The sequence below is a fragment of the Microbacterium sp. CCNWLW41 genome, assembly GCF_037083505.1.
The window spans coordinates 145,981-166,818 of the sequence record NZ_JBAOJP010000005.1 but is presented as its reverse complement, the minus strand read 5'-3'; the positions used below and the strand labels follow the sequence as shown (position 1 = coordinate 166,818).

Annotated in this window: 14 protein-coding genes; 3 read left to right on the top strand and 11 right to left on the bottom strand. The window is 72.4% G+C overall.

Features of this window, described 5'->3' with window-relative positions; genetic code table 11:
* Window positions 1-38: 38 nt before the first annotated feature.
* From V6R91_RS19190 to hrpA, 7 genes are all read right to left on the bottom strand, one after another.
* A complete protein-coding gene (locus V6R91_RS19190; RefSeq protein ID WP_336396515.1) occupies window positions 39-1,148 on the bottom strand; it encodes a substrate-binding domain-containing protein in 1,110 nt (369 codons plus the stop codon).
* Window positions 1,145-2,347, bottom strand: a complete 1,203-nt coding sequence (locus V6R91_RS19185) for an ROK family transcriptional regulator (protein WP_336396514.1) — start codon at window positions 2,345-2,347, stop codon at window positions 1,145-1,147. The genes V6R91_RS19190 and V6R91_RS19185 overlap by 4 nt, the downstream gene beginning before the upstream one ends.
* A 63-nt stretch (window positions 2,348-2,410) precedes the next feature.
* A complete protein-coding gene (locus tag V6R91_RS19180; RefSeq protein ID WP_336396513.1) occupies window positions 2,411-3,274 on the bottom strand; it encodes an NYN domain-containing protein in 864 nt (287 codons plus the stop codon).
* 1 nt (window position 3,275) lies between these two features.
* A complete protein-coding gene (locus V6R91_RS19175) occupies window positions 3,276-4,268 on the bottom strand; it encodes a Gfo/Idh/MocA family protein (RefSeq protein WP_336396512.1) in 993 nt (330 codons plus the stop codon).
* 29 nt (window positions 4,269-4,297) lie between these two features.
* Window positions 4,298-5,683 (bottom strand): O-acetylhomoserine aminocarboxypropyltransferase/cysteine synthase family protein, encoded by a 1,386-nt coding sequence (locus V6R91_RS19170; RefSeq protein ID WP_336396511.1) that lies wholly within the window; start codon window positions 5,681-5,683, stop codon window positions 4,298-4,300.
* Window positions 5,684-5,765: 82 nt separating this feature from the next.
* Window positions 5,766-6,707, bottom strand: coding sequence for a quinone oxidoreductase family protein (locus V6R91_RS19165; RefSeq protein WP_336396510.1), 942 nt, complete (start codon window positions 6,705-6,707; stop codon window positions 5,766-5,768).
* An 82-nt stretch (window positions 6,708-6,789) separates the two neighbouring features.
* Window positions 6,790-10,764, bottom strand: coding sequence for an ATP-dependent RNA helicase HrpA (gene hrpA, locus V6R91_RS19160; protein ID WP_336396509.1), 3,975 nt, complete (start codon window positions 10,762-10,764; stop codon window positions 6,790-6,792).
* An 89-nt stretch (window positions 10,765-10,853) separates the two neighbouring features.
* Between hrpA and V6R91_RS19155 the strand changes: the two genes are divergently transcribed.
* Together V6R91_RS19155 and V6R91_RS19150 are read left to right on the top strand one after the other, a co-directional pair.
* Window positions 10,854-11,690: an aldo/keto reductase gene (locus V6R91_RS19155; RefSeq protein WP_336396508.1), complete on the top strand. Its 837-nt coding sequence runs from the start codon at window positions 10,854-10,856 to the stop codon at window positions 11,688-11,690.
* A 26-nt stretch (window positions 11,691-11,716) separates the two neighbouring features.
* The gene (locus tag V6R91_RS19150; RefSeq protein ID WP_336396507.1) at window positions 11,717-13,576 is read left to right on the top strand and encodes a thioredoxin domain-containing protein; all 1,860 of its coding nucleotides are present in this window, start codon (window positions 11,717-11,719) and stop codon (window positions 13,574-13,576) included.
* A gap of 9 nt (window positions 13,577-13,585) precedes the next feature.
* Here V6R91_RS19150 and V6R91_RS19145 read toward each other — a convergent pair whose 3' ends face one another.
* On the bottom strand, window positions 13,586-15,169 hold the full coding sequence (locus V6R91_RS19145) for a dolichyl-phosphate-mannose--protein mannosyltransferase (RefSeq protein WP_336396506.1): 1,584 nt from the start codon (window positions 15,167-15,169) through the stop codon (window positions 13,586-13,588).
* 23 nt (window positions 15,170-15,192) lie between these two features.
* Here V6R91_RS19145 and rsmI point away from each other — a divergent pair, with 23 nt between their 5' ends.
* Window positions 15,193-16,011: a 16S rRNA (cytidine(1402)-2'-O)-methyltransferase gene (gene rsmI, locus V6R91_RS19140; RefSeq protein WP_194395845.1), complete on the top strand. Its 819-nt coding sequence runs from the start codon at window positions 15,193-15,195 to the stop codon at window positions 16,009-16,011.
* Between the two features lie 20 nt (window positions 16,012-16,031).
* Here rsmI and V6R91_RS19135 read toward each other — a convergent pair whose 3' ends face one another.
* From V6R91_RS19135 to V6R91_RS19125, 3 genes are read right to left on the bottom strand one after another with little or no spacing between them, the layout of a single operon-like run.
* Window positions 16,032-18,230 (bottom strand): glycosyl hydrolase 53 family protein, encoded by a 2,199-nt coding sequence (locus tag V6R91_RS19135; RefSeq protein WP_336396505.1) that lies wholly within the window; start codon window positions 18,228-18,230, stop codon window positions 16,032-16,034.
* A 41-nt stretch (window positions 18,231-18,271) separates the two neighbouring features.
* A complete protein-coding gene (locus tag V6R91_RS19130) occupies window positions 18,272-19,186 on the bottom strand; it encodes a sugar ABC transporter permease (RefSeq protein ID WP_336396504.1) in 915 nt (304 codons plus the stop codon).
* Window positions 19,186-20,799, bottom strand: a complete 1,614-nt coding sequence (locus V6R91_RS19125) for an ABC transporter permease subunit (protein WP_336396503.1) — start codon at window positions 20,797-20,799, stop codon at window positions 19,186-19,188. Before V6R91_RS19125 ends, V6R91_RS19130 begins: the two co-directional genes overlap by 1 nt.
* Between the last annotated feature and the right edge of the window lie 39 nt (window positions 20,800-20,838).

Sequence of the window (20,838 nt, the reverse complement as noted above, 5' to 3'; positions counted from 1 at the left end):
TCATCGCGTCCCGGCCGTTCGCCGCCAGAGACAGGACCCTACCCGATCCCTGCGGCTTCGCACGCATCGGCGTAGGCGGGGGTGCAGATGTCGTCGACGGACCAGAAGCCGTCGGCGACGACGGTGCCCATGATGTCGTCGACGGTGACGGCGACGGGGTCGAGCAGCGTCGCCGGCGTCCCGTCGATCTCCATCGGCGCCGTCACCTCCTCGCCGTTCAGCAGCTTCACGGCGACCTCGGCGGCGAGCTCCGCCTGCGGCTTGATCGCCTTGTAGACGGTCATGTGCTGGTCGCCGGTGAGGATCCGCTGGATCGCCGAGAGCTCGGCATCCTGTCCCGTCACGATCGGGAGGGGATCGACGTCGGCGACGCGCAGCGCCGCGATCGCGCCCCCGGCCGTGGCGTCGTTGGCGGCGTAGACCCCGGTGATCGCGTCGCCGTGCTGCGCGATCTGGCCCGACACCCACTCCTGGGCCTTCTCCGGGCTCCAGCCGGGGGTGTCGTACTCGGCGAGGACGCGCAGCCCGCTCTCGTCGATGATGCTGTGCGCCCCCCGCTTGAACAGCGCGGCGTTGCTGTCGGTGGGCGAGCCGTTGACCATGAGGATGCCGCCGTCCTCGCCGTTGGCCCGCACGCCCTCGACGAACGCCTCCGCCTGCAGGACGCCGACCTTCTCGTTGTCGAACGAGATGTAGTACGCCAGGTCGCCGCCGGCCACGAGGCGGTCGTACGAGATCACCGGCACCCCCTTCGCGTTCGCCGAGGTCACGATGCTGACGGCGGCGTTCGCGTCGACCGGGTCGAGCACGAGCACGCCGGCCCCCGCGGTGAGGGCGGACTCGGCCTGCTGCTGCTGCTTCGCGGCGTCCTGGTCGGCGTTGGCGTACAGGACGCGGTAGTCGCCGAGCTCGGCGATCCGCGCCTCGAACAGCGGGCGGTCGAACGTCTCGTACCGCGCGGTCTTCGCATCGGGCAGCAGCAGGGCGACGGTGTCGTCGGAGGGGGCGCGCCCCGGCGCGGGCGACGTCGTGCACGCCGCCAGCAGCGCGGCGAGGAGGAGGAGAGCGGATGCCGCGACCGCTGCGCTGCGCCGGGTGCGGCCCTGCCGCGACCCGTGGGGGTGCATGCCGCGCATGGGTACGCTCACGCGGTGATGGGCAGCGACGGCGCGCTCGGCAGCTGTGCGTCGACCGTGACGTGATCGAGGGCGATCGCGATCGCCCCGCGCGACTCCGCCCACTCGCCGAACGAAGCCCCGACGATCTCGGGGAGGCCGTCGGCGGACGCGAGCGCCGTGCGCTCGAGGGCATGGCGCATCGGCGCCATGAGGATCTCGCCGGCCTGGCCCAGCTCGCCGCCGATCACGATGAGCCCGGGGTCGACGAGGTTGCACAGGCTCGCCGCGGCGATGCCGATGTGGCGTCCGGCGTCGGCGATGACGCGCCGGGCGGCGCCGTCGCCGGTCTCGGCCGCCTGCAACAGGTCGCCGAGGCGGTGCATGCCCTCGCTCGGCGGGAAGAGCGACAGCAGCGCCGGCCCGCCGGCGTACGTCTCGAGGCACCCGCGGTTGCTGCAGCGGCAGATCGGCCCGTTCTCGTCGAGCGTCACGTGCCCGATCTGCCCTGCCTTGCCGTTGACGCCCCGGAAGAGGTCGCCGTCGACGATGAGACCGGCGCTGATCGTGTGGCCGACGCGGATGAAGACGCTGGATGCGGCCGCGCGGCCGTTCCCCTCGCGCGCCTCGGCGAGCCCGCCCAGGTTGGCCTCGCTGTCGACGTAGACCGGCCGCCCGATGCGCGCGGACAGGCTCTCGGCGACGTCCACGCCCTCCCAGCCGCGCAGCAGACCCGGGGTCGAGACCATGCCCGTACGCGGGTCGATCGGCGCAGGCAGCGCCAATCCCACCGCCAGGAGGTCGGTGAGCGTGCTTCCGAGCGACTCCATCATGTCGCCCAGCAGGAGCGCCAGCCGGTCGAGCTCGGAGTCATGGCGATGGTCGAGGGGGAGCGGAAGCGACGACTGCGTCACGATGGTGCGCGCGGTGTCGGCGATCGCGATGTGAAGGTGGCGGGAGCTGTAGTGCACGCCGGCGACGAGGCCGAGGCGGCGGGCGAGGGACACCAGCGTGGCGCGGCGGCCGCTGCTGGTGGTGAAGGACGTGTGGAGCAGGCCCGACGCGGTCAGCTCCTTGACGATGTTGGAGACCGTCGCCGGAGACAGGCCGGTGCTGCCGGCGAGCTCGATCTGCGTCAGACGGCCGTGGCGCTTGAGCGACTCGACGACGCGCGCGCGGTTGGCCTCGCGCAGCGAGGTCTGCGAGCCCGGCGGGGCGTTACGGCGTGCCACAGCTTCACTGTAGCGGACCCCCGATTTCGCAGGTCGGGCGGCAATCGCCGGTGGACCTGCCGGTCAGCGGCGCCCTTCGGCGAGGCGGATGAGCACGATGTTGCCGGATTCGTCGACTTCCGCGACGTCCGTATGCGCCTTCACGAACTCCGAGAAGCTCCGGTGGCCGAGAGCCTTCTCGCTGAAGGACGGGTCGAGTCGCTTGATGAGGCTCTTGACCGCGGACGCGTGCTGCCACTCGACGTCGTCCTTGTCGCTCTCCAGGCGCAGCGCGCGCTCCAGCAGCGAGCCCGCCGGGTCCGCCGCGGCTTTCCTGCTGCGACGACGCTGCGGCGCGGCATCCTTCTTGTCCTCCGGGGGTCCTGCCACACCTGGCAGGGCGTCGTACGAGTCGAACTGGTCGCACGCCGCCGCCAGCGACTTCGCCGTCGAGCCGGCGACGCCCACGCCCACGACGAACCGGCCGAGGCGCTTGCAGCGCTGGGCGAGCGGCACGTAGTCGGAGTCGCCCGCGACGATGACGACGTGGGTGAGATCCGGCAGCCGGAACATGTCTTCGACGGCGTCCACGGCGAGGCGGATGTCCGCGCCGTTCTTGGCGTAGGCCGCGGCGGGGAAGAGCTGCACCAGGTCGACCGCCCGCGCGACGAGCTGCGAGCGGTACTCCGCGTTGACCGGCGCGGACCAGTCGGCATAGGCGCGGGTGAGCACGAGGGTCCCGAACGACGTGGCGTAGTCGATGATGGCTCCGACGTCGATGGTGGCGGCGGTCAGGCGCTCGGCGATCTCGGGGTCCGAGCCGCCCGCCGAGATCTTCTGCCGATCGCGCGAGTACGAGTTCTTGCCGTGCACGCGGTCGTACCAGGACATGACGATGTTGTCGAAGTCCAGGTAGACCGCCACGCGGGCGTTCTGCAGTTCGGCCACTTCACTCCTCCCCGGGGTAGCGCACGCCGACGAGCTCGCGGATCTCGTCGAGGGTCTCCATGATCGCGACCGTCTCGTCGATCGGCAGGATGTCGGAGTCGGTGCGTCCCTCGCCGATCACGCGCTCGGCGGCGAGCGCCTGGTACTGCATCCCGCGTCCGTCGATGTCGGAGCGGTACTCCTCGCGGACCGCTCCGTCGGGTCCGACCACGCGGAACGACGTCGCGGAGTACCACACCCGGTCGATCTCGATGCGGGCCTGCGTGCCGATCACCGTGGCCGTGTTGGGACCAGCCGCACGCGATGCCGACAGCGACGTCGAGATCGCGCCCGACTCGTGCGCCATGACGGTGGCGACCTCGGTGTCGGAGCCGGCGTCGCCGAGGCGTGCCGAGGCCGCGATCGACAGCGGGGCGCCCAGGACGTCCCACGCGAACGAGATCGGGTAGATGCCGAGGTCCAGCAGCGCGCCGCCCCCGAGCTCGAGGGCGTTGATGCGGTGCGCCGGGTCGTCCGGCAGGAGCTGCGTGTGATCGGCGATGACGGCGCGCACCTCGCCGAGGGCGCCGGATGCGATGAGCTCGCGGATGCGGACCATGTGCGGGAGGTAGCGGGTCCACATCGCCTCCATCGCGAGCACGCCTCTGGCTGCGGCGGCGTCGCGGACCTCCGCGGCCTCGGCGGCGTTCAGCGTGAACGGCTTCTCCACCAGCACATGCTTGCCGGCCTCGATGGCCAGCAGCGCGTTCGCCGCGTGCATCGGATGCGGCGTCGCGACGTACACGATGTCGACGTCGGGATCGGCGACCAGGTCCTCGTACGAGCCGTGGGCGCGGGGGATGCCGAAGTCGGCGGCGAAGGCGTCGGCGGTCTGCTGCCGGCGCGACCCGACGGCGGCGACGTCCAGGCCGGCGGTGCGGAGGTCGCTCGTGAAAGCGCGGGCGATGCCGCCCGGGCCGAGGATGCCCCAGCGCAGGGACGAGGGGGAAGTCATGAACCGAGGCTATCGCCCCGTCCGCCCCCCTACTGCGTGCGGCTCTCGGCGAGCGCGGGCTGCCCCGGTGCGACGACGAGCGGGTCGAGCGCGCGGGCGAGGTCCTCCACGATGTCGCGCGGATCCTCCAGGCCGATCGACAGGCGCACCGTGGTGCTGCCGATGTGCGCCTCCGTCAGCTGGGTGGGCGTCATGTGGCTGTGGGTCATCGACGCCGGGTGCGCGACGAGACTGCGGGCATCGCCGATGTTGGCGACCAGCTTGACGACCTGGAGGCGGGCGACGACCTCCTCGACGAGGCGGAAGTCCGCCTCGTCGTCCCCCGACGAGGGGAGGTCGAACGCGAACACCGAGCTCGCGCCCCGCGGCAGGTAGGTCTGCGCGCTGCGGTGCCACGGGCTGGACTCCAGGCCGGGGTGATGCACGCGCGCCACCGCCGGATGCGTCTCGAGGAACCGCGCGACGGTCAGCGCGCTCGAGGTGTGCCGCTGGACGCGCAGGTCGAGCGTCTCGATGCCCTGCAGCAGCTGGAAGGCGTTGAACGCCGAGAGCGAGGGCCCGAGGTCGTGGACGTACTTGGTCTTCACGAGCGCGATGTAGGGGGAGCCGGTGGCGCCGAACCGCTCGACGAGGCTGCCGTCCGGAACGCGGGCGTAGGTCTGCGTCAGCTGCGGCCAGCGATCGGGCTCCGCCGTGAAATCGAAGGTGCCGAGATCGACCACCACACCGCCCAGCGATGTGCCGTGGCCGCCGAGGAACTTGGTCGCGGAGTGCACGACGATGTCGGCGCCGAAGTCCTTCGCCCGCTGGAGGTAGGGCGTCGCGACCGTGTTGTCGATCACGAGGGGCACGCCGGCGCGGCGTGCGACCGCCGCGACGGCGCCCAGATCCAGGACCTGCGCGATGGGGTTCGAGATCGATTCCGCGAACAGGGCGCGCGTGGTCGGGCGGATGGCGGCCTGCCAGGCTCCGAGGTCGTCCTGGTCGACGAAGGTCACCTCGATGCCCCAGTCGGCGAACGTGTCGTTCAGAAGGTCGACCGTGCCGCCGTAGAGCTGGCGTGCGGCGACGATGTGCTCACCCTGCTTGGCCAGCGCCAGCAGCGCGACCGCGACGGCCGCCTGGCCGGAGGACACGCCCGCCGCAGCGATCCCGCCTTCGAGCTCGGCGACGCGTCGCTCGAAGACGAGGACCGTCGGGTTGGCCGCCCGGCTGTAGATGTTGCCGTCCTTGCGCAGCGCGAAGAGGTCGCGGGCCTCGCTGAGCGAGCGGAACTCGAACGCGTTGGACTGGTGGATCGAGGGCACGGCGGTGTTCTCCGCCACGCCCGGAACGAAGCCGGCCTGCACCTGGGCCGTCGCGAAGGAGCGCGGGGCGGCGTGGGGCGTGTCGGACGCGCAGACCGATTCGGGCATACAGAGCATTGTCGGGCCGCACCGCTGCCCGGCGCGCGTCGTATGTCGAACTGTTGCGGCGCCGGGCGCCGGGCGCCTGCGGTCAGGGGACGAGGACGACCTTGCCGTCGACGCCGGCCTCGACAGCGCGGTGGGCCTCGGCGGCCGCCGCGAGGGCGAAGGAGGGGCCGAGCTCGACGGAGAACGCGCCTGCGGCGAGCAGCGCGAGCGTCACCGGCACGGCCTCGATCCGCCACGCCTGCTGCTGCGCGGTGAGCGGCACGGGCGAACCGCCGGAGAAGGCGCGGATGCCGAGGCCGGCGGCATCCCGTCCGCGGACGAGTGTCGCGACGCGGTCGCGATCCGGGACCAGCCCGATCGAGGTCTGCAGGGCCTCGTCGGTGCCTGCGGCGTCGATCGCGACCGTCACACCCCGGGGAGCAGCCTCCCTGACACGGTCGGCGAGCCCGTCCCCGTAAGCGGTGGGGATGCCGCCCAGCGCGCGCACGCGCTCGAACCGGCGCTCGGACGACGTGGCGATCACCGTCGCGCCCCAGAGCACCGCGTACTGGATCAGCGCCTGGCCGACGGCGCCCGAGCCGCCGTGCACGAGCAGCGTGTCGCCGGAGCCGACGCCGAGCGAGCGCAGCGTCTGGTACGCCGTGCCGACGGGGATGCCCAGCGCCGCGCCCTCGGCGGCGCTCACCTGCGGCGGTCGCCGGAAGAGGTGCCCGGCCCCGACGACGACGTCTCTCGCGTACGCGCCCGAGGCGCCGGCGAACACCACGGGGTCGCCGGCGCGGAAGCCGTCGACGCCCTCGCCCACCGCGGTGACCACGCCGGCGCCGTCGCTGCCGACCCGGCGCGGCGTGGTGATGGGCGCCGACGTGCGGATGCCGCTGCGGAGCTTGACGTCGATCGGGTTGACCCCCGCCGCCGTCACCTCGACGGCGACTTCTCCCGGCCCGGGCACCGGGTCGGGTTCCTCGATCGCGCGCAGGACGTCGGGGGCGCCGAACTCGGTGTAAGCGATCGCGGTGGTCATGTCGTGCAGAGCTCCTGTCTCGCGGCGGTCGTCGGCGTCGCCGGGACTCCCAGCCTGTCAAACGTGCGGGCGACTCGGGCGCTCAGCCGCGCAGCGCCTTCTGGATCCGCTGCAGCGACACCGGCTCCGCCGTTCCCAGCGTCTGCGCGAAGAGGCTGACGCGGTACTCCTCGAGCAGCCAGCGCGCGTGCACGAGGGAGGGCGGCGCGTCCTCTGCCGGCGGGATCGTGCCCCCCGCGTCGGCGAACAGCGCGGCCGCGCGCTCGAACTCGGTCATGCGCTGGCGGTCGCGGCCGGGGTTGTCGGACAGCGCGCGCACCCGGTCCCGCGCGCCGCGCAGGTAGCGGGGGACGTGGGCGAGCCGGTCGGTCCCCGTCAGGGCGGCGAAGCCCGGGAACACGAGCCCGGCGAGCTGGCCCTTCACGTCGCCCAGCGCCCCCAGCAGCGTCAGCGAGTTCGCGTCGCGCATCGTCCGCTCCACCTCGCGGGCCGCGGTGAGGATGCGCGCGGCGAGGGACACCGTCTGGAACAGCTCGTCGACGACGACGGCCGACAGCGCGTCGCGCACCTCCTCGAACCGTGCCCGGGTGCGCACCGTGCCGTCGTGCGCCGTCCGGGCGATCACCGCGTCGGCGACGGCTACGCGGCAGTCCTCGATGAGCGCCTTGGCGGACGGGTACGGGGATGCCGCGAGCGCGAGCTTCTCCGCGGAGGTGAGGTGCTCGAGCACGTACGCCGCCGGCGAGGCGACCGACAGCAGCACCAGCCGGCGCACGCCCTGCCGCGTCTCCCGTGCTGCCGCTTCCGGGGTCGCCTCGATCCGGAGCGCGACCGTCGGTCCCTCGTCGACGACGGCGGGGTACCCGCGCACGATGCCGCCGGCCACTCTGGTGTCGACCACGTCGGGGAGGTCTCCGAAGCTCCACTCGGTCAGGCCCGCGCGCTCGGCGAAGCCCGGCGAGGCCTGCACACCGGCCGCGCCGTTCGCCGCGCCCGGGCCGGCCGCGCGCGGGGCCGCAGCGGCCATCGACGCCGCGGGACCCGGTCTGGTCGACGCGGCCCGGGCGGTGAGCGACTTCGAGACGGACGCGCGGACCCGGTCCGACAGGCGCTCCTGCAGCGACCGGAGGTCGCGGTCCGAGCCCACGGTGCGTCCGCGCTCGTCGACCGCGCGGAACGACACCTGCAGATGCGCCGGGACGCGGTCGAGCTCGAAGTCCTCCGCGGTGACGGGCTGGTTCGCGACCCGCTGGATGCGGGCGGCGAGCGCCTGGCGCAGCGGCAGCGGCGGCAAGCCGTCGTGCGCCTCGGGGCCCTGCCCCGCCAGATCCGCGGCGAACGTCGCCGCCCAGTCGGCGGCGGGCACGACGTGCCGGCGGATGGCCTTGGGAAGCGACCGCAGCAGCGCGGTGATGAGCTCGTCCCGCATGCCGGGCACCTGCCAGTCGAACCCGTCCGGTCGCAGCTGTGCGAGCAGCGCGAGCGGCACCACGGCCGTGACGCCGTCGTCGGGTGCGCCGGGCTCGAAGCGGTAGGCCAGCGAGATCACCTGGTCGCCCTGCGTCCAGCGCGCAGGGAAGTCGCGCTCGTCGCCGCGCGAGCCCTCGTCGACGAGGTCGGCCTCGGTCATGTCCAGAAGCCGCGGCGTGCGGGCCGACGCCTCCTTCCACCACGCCTCGAACGACCGGGCGTCGAACACGTCGCGCGGGATCCGTGCGTCGTAGAACCGGAACACCGCCTCGTCGCCGACCAGGATGTCGCGGCGGCGCTCGCGCTCCTCGATCTTCTCCAGGCGGCGCCGCAGCTCGAGATTGCGTCGTTCGAAGGCGGTCAGCCGCTTGTCGAGGTGCGACGAGTCCCACTCGCCCTCGACGAGCGCGTGCCGCACGAACAGCTCGCGCGCGAAGGGGCGGTCGAACCGGGCGAGCTGCACCCGGCGCTTCGGAATGATCTCGAGGCCGAAGAGCGTGACCTTCTCGTAGGCGGATGCCGCTCCCGACGCCTTCGACCAGTGTGGCTCGCTGAGCGAGCGCTTCGCCAGATCGCCCGCGAGCGGCTCGGCCCACGCGGGATCGATCGCGGCGACGGTGCGCGCGAAGAGGCGGCTGGTCTCGACGACCTCGGCGGCCATCACGGCGCTCGGCCGCTTCTTCTTCAGCCCGGAGCCGGGGAAGATCGCGAAGCGCGTGCCGCGCGAGCCGACGTACTCGGCGCCGCGCCGCTGCTCGGCGCGGTCGGAGCGCTCCGACCCGCCCCGTCCGCGGGCGGAGGCGCCGGCGGTGCGCTCGTCGAGGATGCCGAGCTGCGACAGCAGACCCGACAGGATCGCCTTGTGGATCTCGTCGGGGTCGGCGACGGCACCGCCCGCACCCGCGCGGGTCGACGCGCGTGGCGCGTTCACGAGCGCGCTCAGCTGACGATGGACGTCGGCCCATTCGCGCACGCGCACGTAGTTCAGGTGCTCGGCACGGCACAGGCGCCGGAAGGCGCTGGAGCCGAGCTCGGCCTGCTTCTCCTGCAGGTGGTTCCAGAGGTTCAGCAGGCTCAGGAAGTCGCTCGACGGGTCGGTGAACCGGGCGTGGAGCCGGTCGGCCTCCTCGCGCCGCTCCTCCGGCCGCTCGCGGACGTCCTGGATCGACAGGCCCGCGACGATCGCCAGCACGTCGCGCAGCACGCCGCTGCGGCGCGCCTCGACGAGCATGCGTGCGAAGCGCGGGTCGATGGGCAGACGCGAGATCTCGCGGCCCATGTCGGTGAGAGCGGGGTGGTCGCGTCCGGCGCCGGAGCCGGAGGGGCGGACCGCGCCGAGCTCGATCAGCAGGTCGAGCGCGGCCTTCACACCGCGGGAGTCGGGGGGTGTGAGGAACGGGAACGACGAGATGTCGCCGAAGCCGAGCGAGAGCATCTGCAGGATGACCGATGCCAGGCTGGTCCGCAGGATCTCGGGCTCGGTGAACTCCGGCCGCGTCTGGAAGTCGTCCTCGCCGTACAGGCGGATCGCCACGCCGGGGCTGGTGCGCCCGGCGCGACCCGAGCGCTGCTGCGCGGACGCCTGCGACACCGGCTCGATCGGCAGGCGCTGCACCTTGCTGCGGTTGCTGTAGCGCGAGATGCGCGCCGTGCCGGTGTCGACGACGTACCGGATGCCGGGCACGGTGAGGCTGGTCTCGGCGACGTTCGTGGCGAGGATCACCCGCCGGCGGACCCCCGCCAGCCGCGACGGCTCGAACACGCGATGCTGCTCCGCTGAGGACAGGCGCCCGTAGAGCGGGAGCACCTCGGTGGGAGCGGCATCCTTCGCGTACATGCCGCGCACCGCGTCGGCGGCGTCGCGGATCTCGGCTTCGCCGGGCAGGAACACCAGCACGTCGCCGGCGGGCTCGCGGTCGAGCTCGCGCAGGGCCGAGGTGATGCCGTCCACGTCGTCGGAGTCCTCGTCGCCGGACTGCGCCGGCGGACGGTAGCGCACCTCGACGGGGTACGTGCGACCGGACACCTCGATGATCGGCGCGGGCGTGCCGTCGGCGCGGGCGAAGTGCTTAGCGAAGCTCTCGGGGTCGATCGTGGCGCTGGTGATGACGACCTTGAGGTCGGGCCGCCTGGGCAGGATGCGGTGGAGGTAACCCAGGAGGAAGTCGACGTTGAGCGAGCGCTCGTGCGCCTCGTCGACGATGATCATGTCGTACCGTCGCAGCAGCCGGTCACGGTGGATCTCGTTGAGGAGGATGCCGTCGGTGAGGAGCGCGATCCGGGTGTCCTCCGACACCTTGTCGGTGAAGCGCACCTTGTAGCCGACGGTCGTGCCGAGCGGGACCCGCAGCTCCTCGGCGATGCGCTCGGCGATCGTGCGCGCGGCGATGCGGCGCGGCTGGGTGTGCGCGATGCGCGTGCGACCGAGCTCCAGCGCGATCTTCGGCAGCTGCGTCGTCTTGCCCGAGCCCGTCGCGCCGGCGACGATCACGACCTGATGATCCCGGATGGCGTGCGCGATCTCCTCCCGCGCCGCACTGACGGGCAGCTCGGGGGGATACGAGATGACGGGCTCGGGCGCAGACATAGCCTTCGATCGTATCCCGTCGCAGCCGCTGACGGCGATGGGTGGAGCCTCCCCGGCCGCGCCCGCGCGGACGCGCCTAGGCTGAACGCATGACAGTCCCCAGCGTGACCCTCAACGACGGCAACTCGATCCCTCAGCTCGGCTACGGCGTCTTCAAGGTCCCGCCCGCCGACACCGAGCGGGCCGTCGCCGAGGCGCTCGAGGTCGGCTACCGCCACATCGACACGGCCGCCATCTACGGCAACGAGGAAGGCGTCGGGAAGGCGATCGCGGCGAGCGGGATCGGCCGCGACGAGCTCTTCATCACCACCAAGCTGTGGAATGACCGGCACCACGACGACGAGCCGCACGCCGCCATCCGCGAGAGCCTCGGCAAGCTCGGCCTCGAGAAGGTCGACCTCTACCTCGTGCACTGGCCGACGCCCGCCAAGGACGACTACGTGCACGCCTGGGAGAAGATGGTCGAGCTCCGCGACGCCGGCCTCACCCGCAGCATCGGCGTCTCCAACCACCTGGTCCCGCACCTCGAGCGGATCGTCGCCGCCACGGGGGTCGTGCCCGCCGTGAACCAGATCGAGCTGCACCCCGCGTACCAGCAGCGCGAGATCACCGACTGGGCCGCGGCGCACGACGTGCGGATCGAGTCGTGGGGTCCGCTCGGCCAGGGCAAGTACGACCTGTTCGACGCGGAGCCCGTCGCCGCCGCGGCCGCCGCGCACGCGAAGACGCCCGCGCAGGCGGTGCTGCGCTGGCACCTGCAGAAGGGCTTCATCGTCTTCCCGAAGTCGGTGCGCCGGGAGCGCCTCGAGGAGAACCTCGACGTCTTCGACTTCGAGCTCACCGCCGATGAGGTCGCCGCGATCGACGCCATGGACCCGGGCGACGGCTCGGGCCGCGTCAGCGCGCATCCCGACGAGGTGAACTGACCACGAGCGGCGAGGGAGCGGATGCCGTGAACCCGCGTCTCGCGGAGGCCACCAGCCCCTACCTGCGTGCCCACGCCGGCAACCCCGTCGCGTGGTTCCCGTGGGGCGAGGAGGCGTTCGCCGAGGCGCGCCGACGCGACGTCCCGGTCATGGTGTCGATCGGATACTCGACCTGTCACTGGTGCCACGTCATGGCTCGCGAGTCGTTCGAGGACGACCGCACCGCCGCCGAGCTCGACGCCGGGTTCGTGTCGATCAAGGTCGACCGCGAGGAGCACCCGGAGGTGGACGCGGCGTACATGGCCGCCGCCGCCGCGTTCACCCAGAGCCTCGGCTGGCCGCTCACGGTCTTCGCCACGCCCGACGGGCGGCCCTTCTACGCCGGCACCTACTTCCCGCCCGAGCCCCGCGCGGGCATGCCGTCGTTCCGCCAGGTGCTCGCCGCGGTGCGCGAGGCCTGGACCGAGCGCCGCGATCAGATCGATGCGACCGCGGACGCCGTCGCCGACGCGCTCGCCGACGTCCGCGCCGCGGCGCCTGCCGGTGACGTCGAACTGCCGACGGCTGACGAGCTGGCGGCGGCCGCGGTGGCACTGGCGGCGCGGGAGGACCCTCGGCACGGCGGGTTCGGCGATCCCGCCTCGCCCGCCCCGAAGTTCCCGGTCGCGACGGCGCTGCGGTTCCTGCAGTCCATCCTCGTGCGCGACAGGGCGCCCGAGGCGTCCGCCGTCGCCGACCGGGCGCTGGAGGCGATGGCGTCCTCCGAACTGCGCGACCGGGTCGAGGGCGGGTTCTTCCGCTACGCCACCCGTCCGGACTGGACGGTGCCGCACTACGAGCGCATGCTGACCGACAACGCACAGCTGCTGGACGTCGCGATGGACGCGGCACCCGCCCGCCAGGACGTCGCGCGCGGCGTCGCCGGCTTCCTCACCGAGGTCCTGCAGCAGCCCGGCGGCGGCTTCGGCGCCGCGCAGGACTCGGAGTCGTGGATCGCCGGCGTGCGCAGCGAGGGCGGCTACTACCTCCGCGACGCGACCGCGCGCGAGCTGCTCGAGGCGCCCGCCGTCGACGGCAAGGTGGTGACCGGATGGAACGGCCTCGCGATCGGCGCACTGGCCCGCGCCGGCGCCCGGCTGGGCGAGCCGTCGTGGATCGAGGCGGCGCGGTGGGCCGCCGACGCCGTGCTCGAGGTGAACATCGATGCCGAGGGGCGGCTCATGAGGGCCTCGCTGGACGAGGTGCCCTCCCGCGCCCGCGCGACCCTGGCCGACCACGGCCAGCTGGCGTCCGGGCTCCTCGCGCTCGCCGCGGCGTCCGGCGAGGTCGCCTACGCCGTGACCGCGCGGGCGCTCGTCGACGCCTGTGCCGCCGCCGCCGAAGACGACGGCGGCGCCGTCGTGCCCGGCGGCGGGGACCCGGTGCTGTCGCGGCAGGGGATCGGCGCGCCCGACACCGCCTCCGACGCCGACGAGCCGTCGGGCGCGGCATCCCTCGCCGAGGCGGCCGCCGCCCTGTGGATCCTGGGGGCCGGCGACGACTACCGCGTCCTCGCCGGGCGGCTCGTCGGCACCCACATCCGAGCCGCGCTCTCGCAGCCGCTCGCGTACGGCGCTCTCCTGCGGGTGGCCACGACCCTGGCCGCCGCGCCGCGGCAGGTGGTCGTCGTGAGCGCAGACCCCGATGCACCGATGGCGGGCCGGGCACGCGGCATCCGTGCCGACGCCGTGGTGGTCGTCTCGCCCGAGCAGGCGGCGGCGTGGGCGGATGCCGGCTTCGGGCTCTTCGCCGACAAGGCGATGCGCGACGGTCGTCCGACGGCGTACGACTGCCGCGACTTCGCGTGCCGGCTGCCGGTCACCGACCCCGCGCAGCTCGACGCCTGAGGGGCCGCGTCAGACCCAGCTCGGCAGCCACATGTGCAGGTGCCAGAAGTCGTAGGGCACGTTCATCGCCGAGATGATCGGGTACCAGAACGCGGCCAGCGCCAGCGCGACGCCGAGGAAGACGAGCACGAAACGCTGACCGGTGAGCCGCCGGTAGGAGTCCGCCGAGTGCGCGCCGGCGATGTCCCTCAGGGCGAAGGTCACAGCGAGGAGCAGGAACGGCAGGATCGCCACGGTGTAGAACTGGAACACCGTGCGGTCGGGGAGGAAGAGCCACGGCACGTAGGTCACCGCGACGCCGGTCAGGACGATCGCGTGGCGCCAGTCGCGGGCCACGACGAACCGGTAGGCGAGGTAGAGGACAGCGGCGACGCCGGCGTACCAGACCAGCGGGTTCGGCATCGACGAGATCACCTCGGAGCAGCCGTTCGCCGCCTGGCAGCCGTCGACGCCGAACGCGTCCTGGCGGTAGTAGATCCCGGTGGGACGCAGCAGGAGCGGCCACTGCCACGCGGGACTCGCGTAGGCGTGGTGCGCGACGATCCCCGACGTCGACTCGTACATCGCGACGTGGTACCGCCACAGGCTCTCCAGCGCCGTGCCGCCGGACTTGCGGTCGTAGCCGCTGTCGGTCACCAGCCAGCCGGTCCAGGACGCCACGTAGACGACCACCGCGACCGGGACGAACAGGAGGAACGTGACCAGACCCTGGCGCACGGCATCCGTCGGCCACAGCAGCACGCCGGCACGGCGCCGCGCGAGCGCGTCGGTCACGACGAGGTAGATCCCGAGCCCCGCGAGGACCCAGGCCCCCGACCACTTGACGGCGCTGGCGGCGCCGATGGCCGCGCCCGCCGCGACGATCCAGGGCCGGTTCCACAGCAGCGGGCCCCACGACGGCGGCTCGTCGCCGTCGTACCGCGCCGCGACGGTCTCCGCGATGCGGCCCATCGTCCGCTCGCGGTCGATCAGGACGAACAGGAACCCCAGCAGCACGAAGAACGTCAGCGGCGTGTCGAGGAGCGCGACGCGGCTCATCGAGATCGCCAGGCCGTCCACCGCCATGAGCAGGCCCGCGACGACGGCGAACGTGGTCGAGCGCGTGAGCCGCTTCGCGATCAGCATCAGCACCAGGACGGCTGCCGTGCCCAGCAGCGCGACGGTGATCCGCCACCCCCAGCCGGACCCGGGGCCGAGCGTCATCATGCCGAGCGCGATGATCCACTTTCCCAGCGGCGGGTGCACGACGAACGACGGCTCGTCGGTGAAGGCGTCGACATCGCCCGACAGGAATCGGTCGTTGGCGTCGGCCGGCCACGAGCCCTCGTAGCCCAGGTTCAGCAGGGTCCAGGCGTCCTTGACGTAGTACGTCTCGTCGAACTGGTTCATCAGGTCGTGCGCGGCGGCGAGATTCCACAGGCGCAGGACGGCGGCGATGAGGAGGACGATCGCGGGGCCCAGCCAGGCGTAGAGGCGGGCCGCCCGTGGGTCCTCGCCGAGGCGGCGGGTGAACCGGTCGTAGAGGCTCGGCCGGGCCGGGGGGAGGAGCGGCGCGGCGGTCTCGTCGGTCTCGAGCCGCGGGGCATCCGTCACCCGGTCAAGTCTAGGCTGAGGGCGTGATCATCCTCGCGGCGACCCCGATCGGAAACCTCGGGGACGCCTCCCGCCGGCTGGTCGAGGCGCTGGAGAGCGCCACGGTCGTCGCCGCTGAGGACACCCGCACCACGCAGCGCCTGCTCGCCGCGCTCGGCGTCGGCAACCGCCCGCGCCTGATCGCCCTGCACGACCACAACGAGAAGGAACGGGCGCCCGAGCTCGTCGCCCTCGCCCGCGACGGGGACGTGCTCGTCCTGAGCGACGCCGGCATGCCGACGGTGAGCGATCCCGGCTACGGGCTCGTCGCCGCGGCCGCCGCGGCGGGCGTGCAGGTCACGGCGATCCCCGGCCCGAGCGCCGTCCTGACCGCGCTCGCCGTGTCGGGCCTGCCGACAGACAGATTCACATTCGAGGGATTCGTCGGGCGCAAGCAGGGCGAGCGACTCGCGGCCTTCCGTGCCCTCGCCGGCGAACCTCGCACGATGGTGTTCTTCGAGGCGCCGTCGCGCGTGGCCGCGACCCTGGCCGACATGGCCGCCGAGTTCGGAGCGGATCGGCGGGCGGCCGTGTGCCGCGAGCTGACGAAGCTGCACGAGGAAGTCGCGCGGGGGACCCTCTCCGAGCTCGTCGAGTGGGCCGACGGCGGCGTGCGCGGCGAGGTGGTCATCGTGGTGGCGGGGGCCGCCGCGCGCGCCGTCGCCTTCCCGGATGCGGTCGCCCAAGTGGTCGCCCTCGTCGCCGGCGGCGTGCGGCGCAAGGACGCCGCGGCCGAAGTGTCCCAGGTGACGGGACACTCCAGCCGCGAGCTCTATCAGGCGTCTCTGTCCGCGCGGGACTGAGCGCCGCCGGTGGGCGGTCCCTACCGCTTGACCTTCTTCAGGCGGTGGATCGCCTTGTCGACCTGCTTCGTGGCGGCCTTCACATCCGCAGCGGTCGCCTTCGATCCGGCGAGGACGACCTCGCCGACGGCGATCGCGTCGTCGAGGACGGCGAGCGAGTCGACCGAGTAGCGGTCGCGGTCGACGGATGCCGCATCGGCGAGGGCCTGCTCGAGCGCCGTCGTGTCGGGCTGCGACCCGCCGCCCACCGATGCCGCGTCGACGAGTCGCACCTCGTCCAGAACGCCCCACGCTCCGGCCGACAGCGAGAACTCGGCCGAGATCGAGACGACGCCGTCCTCTCCCACCACGATGCCGGGCACCGTCGCCGTGTGGAAGTCGTTCCACACGGTGAACTCCAGCGGCGCGGTCCAGGTGCCCGCCGAGGTCGTCGCCTCGAGCGTCCGGGTGTCGGTGGCGGGGCTGTTGGTGCCCTGCGTCGTCGCCTGCAGCACGTACGTTCCGGCGGGCACGCCGGTGACGGTCTGCGACGCCGACGTCTCGTACGCCGACCCGTTCCAGAAGGTGACGGCGTAGTCGCCCGCGAAGCCGTCGGCCGTCTCCTGCCTGGCCGCCGGTCCGGTGAGCGTCCACGCGCTCATGTCGGCGCTCTCGAAGCCGGGGTTCACGACGAGGTTCGGCGCCTCGACCGTGACGTCCGCGGTCACGTCGAGCCCGGAGTCCGTCCTCCCGGGGATCGAGTACGTGCCGGGTCCGCGGATCCACGCGACGGCGTCGCTCCAGTGCACCGCGTGCTGCTCGGTGGTGCGGTCGTTGTAGGCGACCTCGACGGTGTCGGGCAGCGCGATCGGGGCGCCGTCGACGACGAGGAGCGACACCTCCTCGACCGACACGATCTCGCGCGGCGCGACGGCGCCGGTCCGCACGTAGGAGAAGGTGCGCAGCGACTCGAGCGGCGTGCCGTCCCACGCGAAGAGGGCCTGGTTGTCCCACGCCGAACCGCCGTAGTACTCGCCGACGTGGACGGGATCGTAGTCGCCGGCCGCGCTCGTCGCCCAGCCCGAGCCGAACTGCTCCCAGAGCTGTCGGTTCGCCTCGACCTCGGACGGCGGCCCGACCGGAAGCCACGCGGGCTCCCAGTAGTAGACGCCGATGCCGGCATCGCCGACCGCGGCGACCGCGGCGATCACGTCGCGCAGCTCCCACGCCTGCCCCTGCACGCTCACCGGGTACTGGCCGGTGATGCCGCCCGCCCCGATGACGTTCGGGTAGCCGTCGCCGTCCTCGAGCGTGTGCGCCCAGCTCGTCTCGGCGACGATGACCTGCTTGCCGTAGGTCGTGGCGACCTCCGTCAGCACGGCCGTGAGGTTGTCGATCGCGCCGTGCCAGTACGGGTAGTAGGAGCTCGCGAAGACGTCGTAGTCGACGTCGAAGGCGTCGAGCCCCGCCGCATAGGTCGCGTAGCGGCCAGGCGTCTCGGGGTTCGTGAAGTGCACGGCGACGAGGGCGTCGGGAAGCACCTCGCGCACGGCGGCGCTGCCCGCCGAGACGAGCGCCGCGAACTGCGCGTCGATCTCGCGCCCCGGACGCGTGTGCCCCGCGATGGCGTTGTTGGTCTCGTTGCCGACCTGCACCATCCGCACATCCACGCCCGCGTCCTCGAAGCGCTGCAGCGCATCGGCGGTGAAGTCGTGCAGCGCGGTGACCGTGTCGGCGTCGCTGAGCCCCTGCCACGCCTTCGGCGCCAGCTGGCGGGCGGGGTCGGCCCAGAAGTCGGAGTAGTGGAAGTCGACGAGCACGTCCAGGCCGGCGGCGGTCGCGCGCTGCCCGATCCGGACGGCCCGGTCCACGTCCACCGTGCCGCCGCCGTAGCCGCGGCCCGACGCGTCGTACGGGTCGTTCCAGACGCGGATGCGCACCGAGTTCACGCCGTTGTCGGCGAGCACCGCGAACAGGTCGGCCGGGTCACCGGCGGCGTCGCGGAACACCACGCCGCTCTCCTCGAGCGACAGCACGGTCGACACGTCGACCCCCATCGCGAAGTCCTCGGCGAGGCCGTCGACCCTGTCGACGAAGACGCCGGCGTCGACCGGCCCGTCATCGACCGTTGCCGCCGAGGCGGTGGGCACGGCGAGCGCACCCGCGCAGACGACGGCGACGGATGCCGCGACCGCGCTGAGCACGGTCCGGATGCGGCGGGGGCGGGAGGGGTGGGACATGCGATTCTCCGATCGACGGTGATCAGTGTCAGGTGGAGGGGTCAGCCCTTGACGGACCCCGCGGTGAGGCCGCCGACGATGTAGCGCTGCAGCGACAGGAAGAGGACGAGCACGGGGACCGCCGCGATGACGGCGCCGGCCGCGAACAGCCCCCAGTTGGAGGCGAGCTGGTTGGACACCCACTGGTACATGCCCACCGCGAGGGTCCAGTTCTCCTCGGAGACGAGCACGATCTTGGCGATGATGTAGTCGCCGAACGCGGCGATGAACGCCAGCAGCGCGACCACGGCGAGAATCGGCGTCACGAGCGGCATGATGAGCCGCCAGAAGATCTGCGCGTGCGTCGCGCCGTCGATCTTCGCGGACTCGTCGATCTCGATCGGCACGGTGTTGAAGAAGCCGTACATCAGGAATGTGTTCACGCCGAGCGCGCCGCCGAGGTACACGCAGATGAGGGCGATCTTGGAGTTGAGCCCCAGCGCGGGCACGACCTCGCCCAGTGCGAGCAGCATCAGGAAGATGGCCACGAAGGCCAGTGCCTGCGGGAACATCTGGATGATGAGCAGGCCGGTGAGGCCGGGGCGCCGGCCGGCGAAGCGGAACCGCGAGAAGGCGTACGCGGCGGCGGCTCCCATGAGCACGGCCCCCACGGCGGCGATGCCGCCGATGAGCAGCGTGTTGCCCGCCCACGTCCAGAACCGCGTCTCGCCCAGGGCCGCGTAGTTCGACAGGTCGATCACGCTGAACAGGGCGTTGCTGGCGGCGAGCGTGCCGTTCGGGTTGAGGGATGCCGACAGCACGTACACGAGCGGGAACACCGCGTAGAAGATCACGACGACGGCCAGCAGATACTTCCAGCCGACCTCGAGCAGCCAGCGGCGACGGCGCGCGGTGCGGCGGTCACCCGTGCCGCGCGCGGTCGTCGAGGCGGCGGACGCAGCGGTTGTCGTGGACATCACTGGAACTCCTCGAGCTTGCGGGTCTGGCGGAAGGCGATCGCCGAGATGCCCCCGACGACGGCGAACACGAGGATCGACAGGGCGCTCGCGAGGCCGTAGTCGGCGGCGCCGCCGGACACCCCCGAGATGTCGTAGATGGCGGAGATCAGGATGTCGGTGGCGCCCAGCGCATAGGGCGCGCCGGGGATCGCCGGACCGCCGTTGTTGAACATGTAGATCACGGTGAAGTTGTTGAAGCTGAACGCGAACGACGAGATCAGCAGCGGGGCGGTCGCCACGAGCACGAGCGGCAGGATGATCGACCGCAGCTGGCGCGAGCGGCCGGCGCCGTCGATCGATGCCGCCTCCAGCGTGTCCTGCGGGAGCGCCTGCAGCGCGCCGGTGCACACCAGGAAGTAGTACGGGTAGGTGAGCCACAGGTTCACCCAGACCACCGCGGCACGGGCCAGCCACGGATCGCCCAGCCAGTTGATGTCGGCGCCGAAGAAGAACAGGTCGTTGATGACGCCGAACTCCGCGTTGAACATGCCGCGGAACAGCAGCGCCGACATGAACGCGGGGAAGGCGTAGGGGAGGATGTACAGCGTCCGCAGGAACCGCCGGCCCTTCAGGCGCGCGTCGTTGTAGATGAGCGCGAGCAGCAGGCCCAGCGCGAACGGCAGCACGACCGAGAGCGTCGCGAAGACGAAGGTCCACACCGTGACCATCGCGAGCGTCTGGGCGAGCGCGGGATCGGTGAACAGCCGCAGGAAGTTCTCGAATCCGACGTTCACGTACCAGCCGGCGGGGAGCGCCGAGCCGTCCCCGGCGACGAACGAGCCGTTGGCGGTGGCGCTGTAGACCGTGCCGGTCGTGGTGTCGGTGATCGTCTGGGCGTCGGCATCCCACACCAGCGTCGACTCGTAGACGGCGCCCGACGAGCCGTCGCGCGTGCGGACCGAGCCGTCGTTCGGATCCTCGGACACGGGCACGCGAAGGCTCGCGATCTGCTCCTGCAGGGCGGTATCGGTGATGACGGTCGCCCGCGGGACGACCTCCCAGCCGGGCACCTCGGACGGGGTTCCGCCGCTGCCGATCGCGGCGTCCCGCGCCTCTTCCAGCGGCTGCGTCGCCGAGCCGACGAGCACGTCGCCGTCCTCGTCGACGATCGCGAAGCCGAGCTCACCGACACGCTCGACGACCGACAGCGGGTAGGTGGGGGAGTCCTCGACGCGACGCTCGCCCTGGATCAGGGCCGCCTCGACGGCCTGCTCCTGCGTGCCGGCGTGACCGGTGCCGTAGTTGGTGAAGGCGATGTAGGCGGTGTAGGCGAAGATGAAGATCTGGAAGACCAGCAGGAACACCAGCCCCGGCAGCAGGTACTTCAGCGGCAGCGCGCGCTTGGTGAAGTACACGATGTCGGCCGCCAGCAGCAGCACGAGCGTGGCCGAGAAGACGAGCCAGGACTCGGCGCGGAACGCGCTCAGCAGGGTCATGACCCCGAACGCGTTGACGAGCGCCATCAGGGCGAGCTTCGCCAGGAAGCCCCAGCCGGGGCCGCGCCAGCGACGGCCGTGCGGCTCGCTCGGTCGCGGCGCGCCGGCCGTCGTCGTCTGAGGGGGTGCGTCCACCGTCGGCTCCTGTCGCGGGATGTGCTCCGGCGGCCTGTG

Excerpts from the sequence above, each read along its gene's own strand:
- V6R91_RS19175 (WP_336396512.1), bottom strand. The coding sequence starts at position 4,268 with ATGACTTCCCCCTCGTCCCTGCGCTGGGGCATCCTCGGCCCGGGCGGC.
- V6R91_RS19165 (WP_336396510.1), bottom strand. The coding sequence starts at position 6,707 with ATGACCACCGCGATCGCTTACACCGAGTTCGGCGCCCCCGACGTCCTG.
- V6R91_RS19155 (WP_336396508.1), top strand. The coding sequence starts at position 10,854 with ATGACAGTCCCCAGCGTGACCCTCAACGACGGCAACTCGATCCCTCAG.
- V6R91_RS19135 (WP_336396505.1), bottom strand. The coding sequence starts at position 18,230 with ATGTCCCACCCCTCCCGCCCCCGCCGCATCCGGACCGTGCTCAGCGCG.
- V6R91_RS19170 (WP_336396511.1), bottom strand. The coding sequence starts at position 5,683 with ATGCCCGAATCGGTCTGCGCGTCCGACACGCCCCACGCCGCCCCGCGC.
- hrpA (WP_336396509.1), bottom strand. The coding sequence starts at position 10,764 with ATGTCTGCGCCCGAGCCCGTCATCTCGTATCCCCCCGAGCTGCCCGTC.
- V6R91_RS19130 (WP_336396504.1), bottom strand. The coding sequence starts at position 19,186 with ATGTCCACGACAACCGCTGCGTCCGCCGCCTCGACGACCGCGCGCGGC.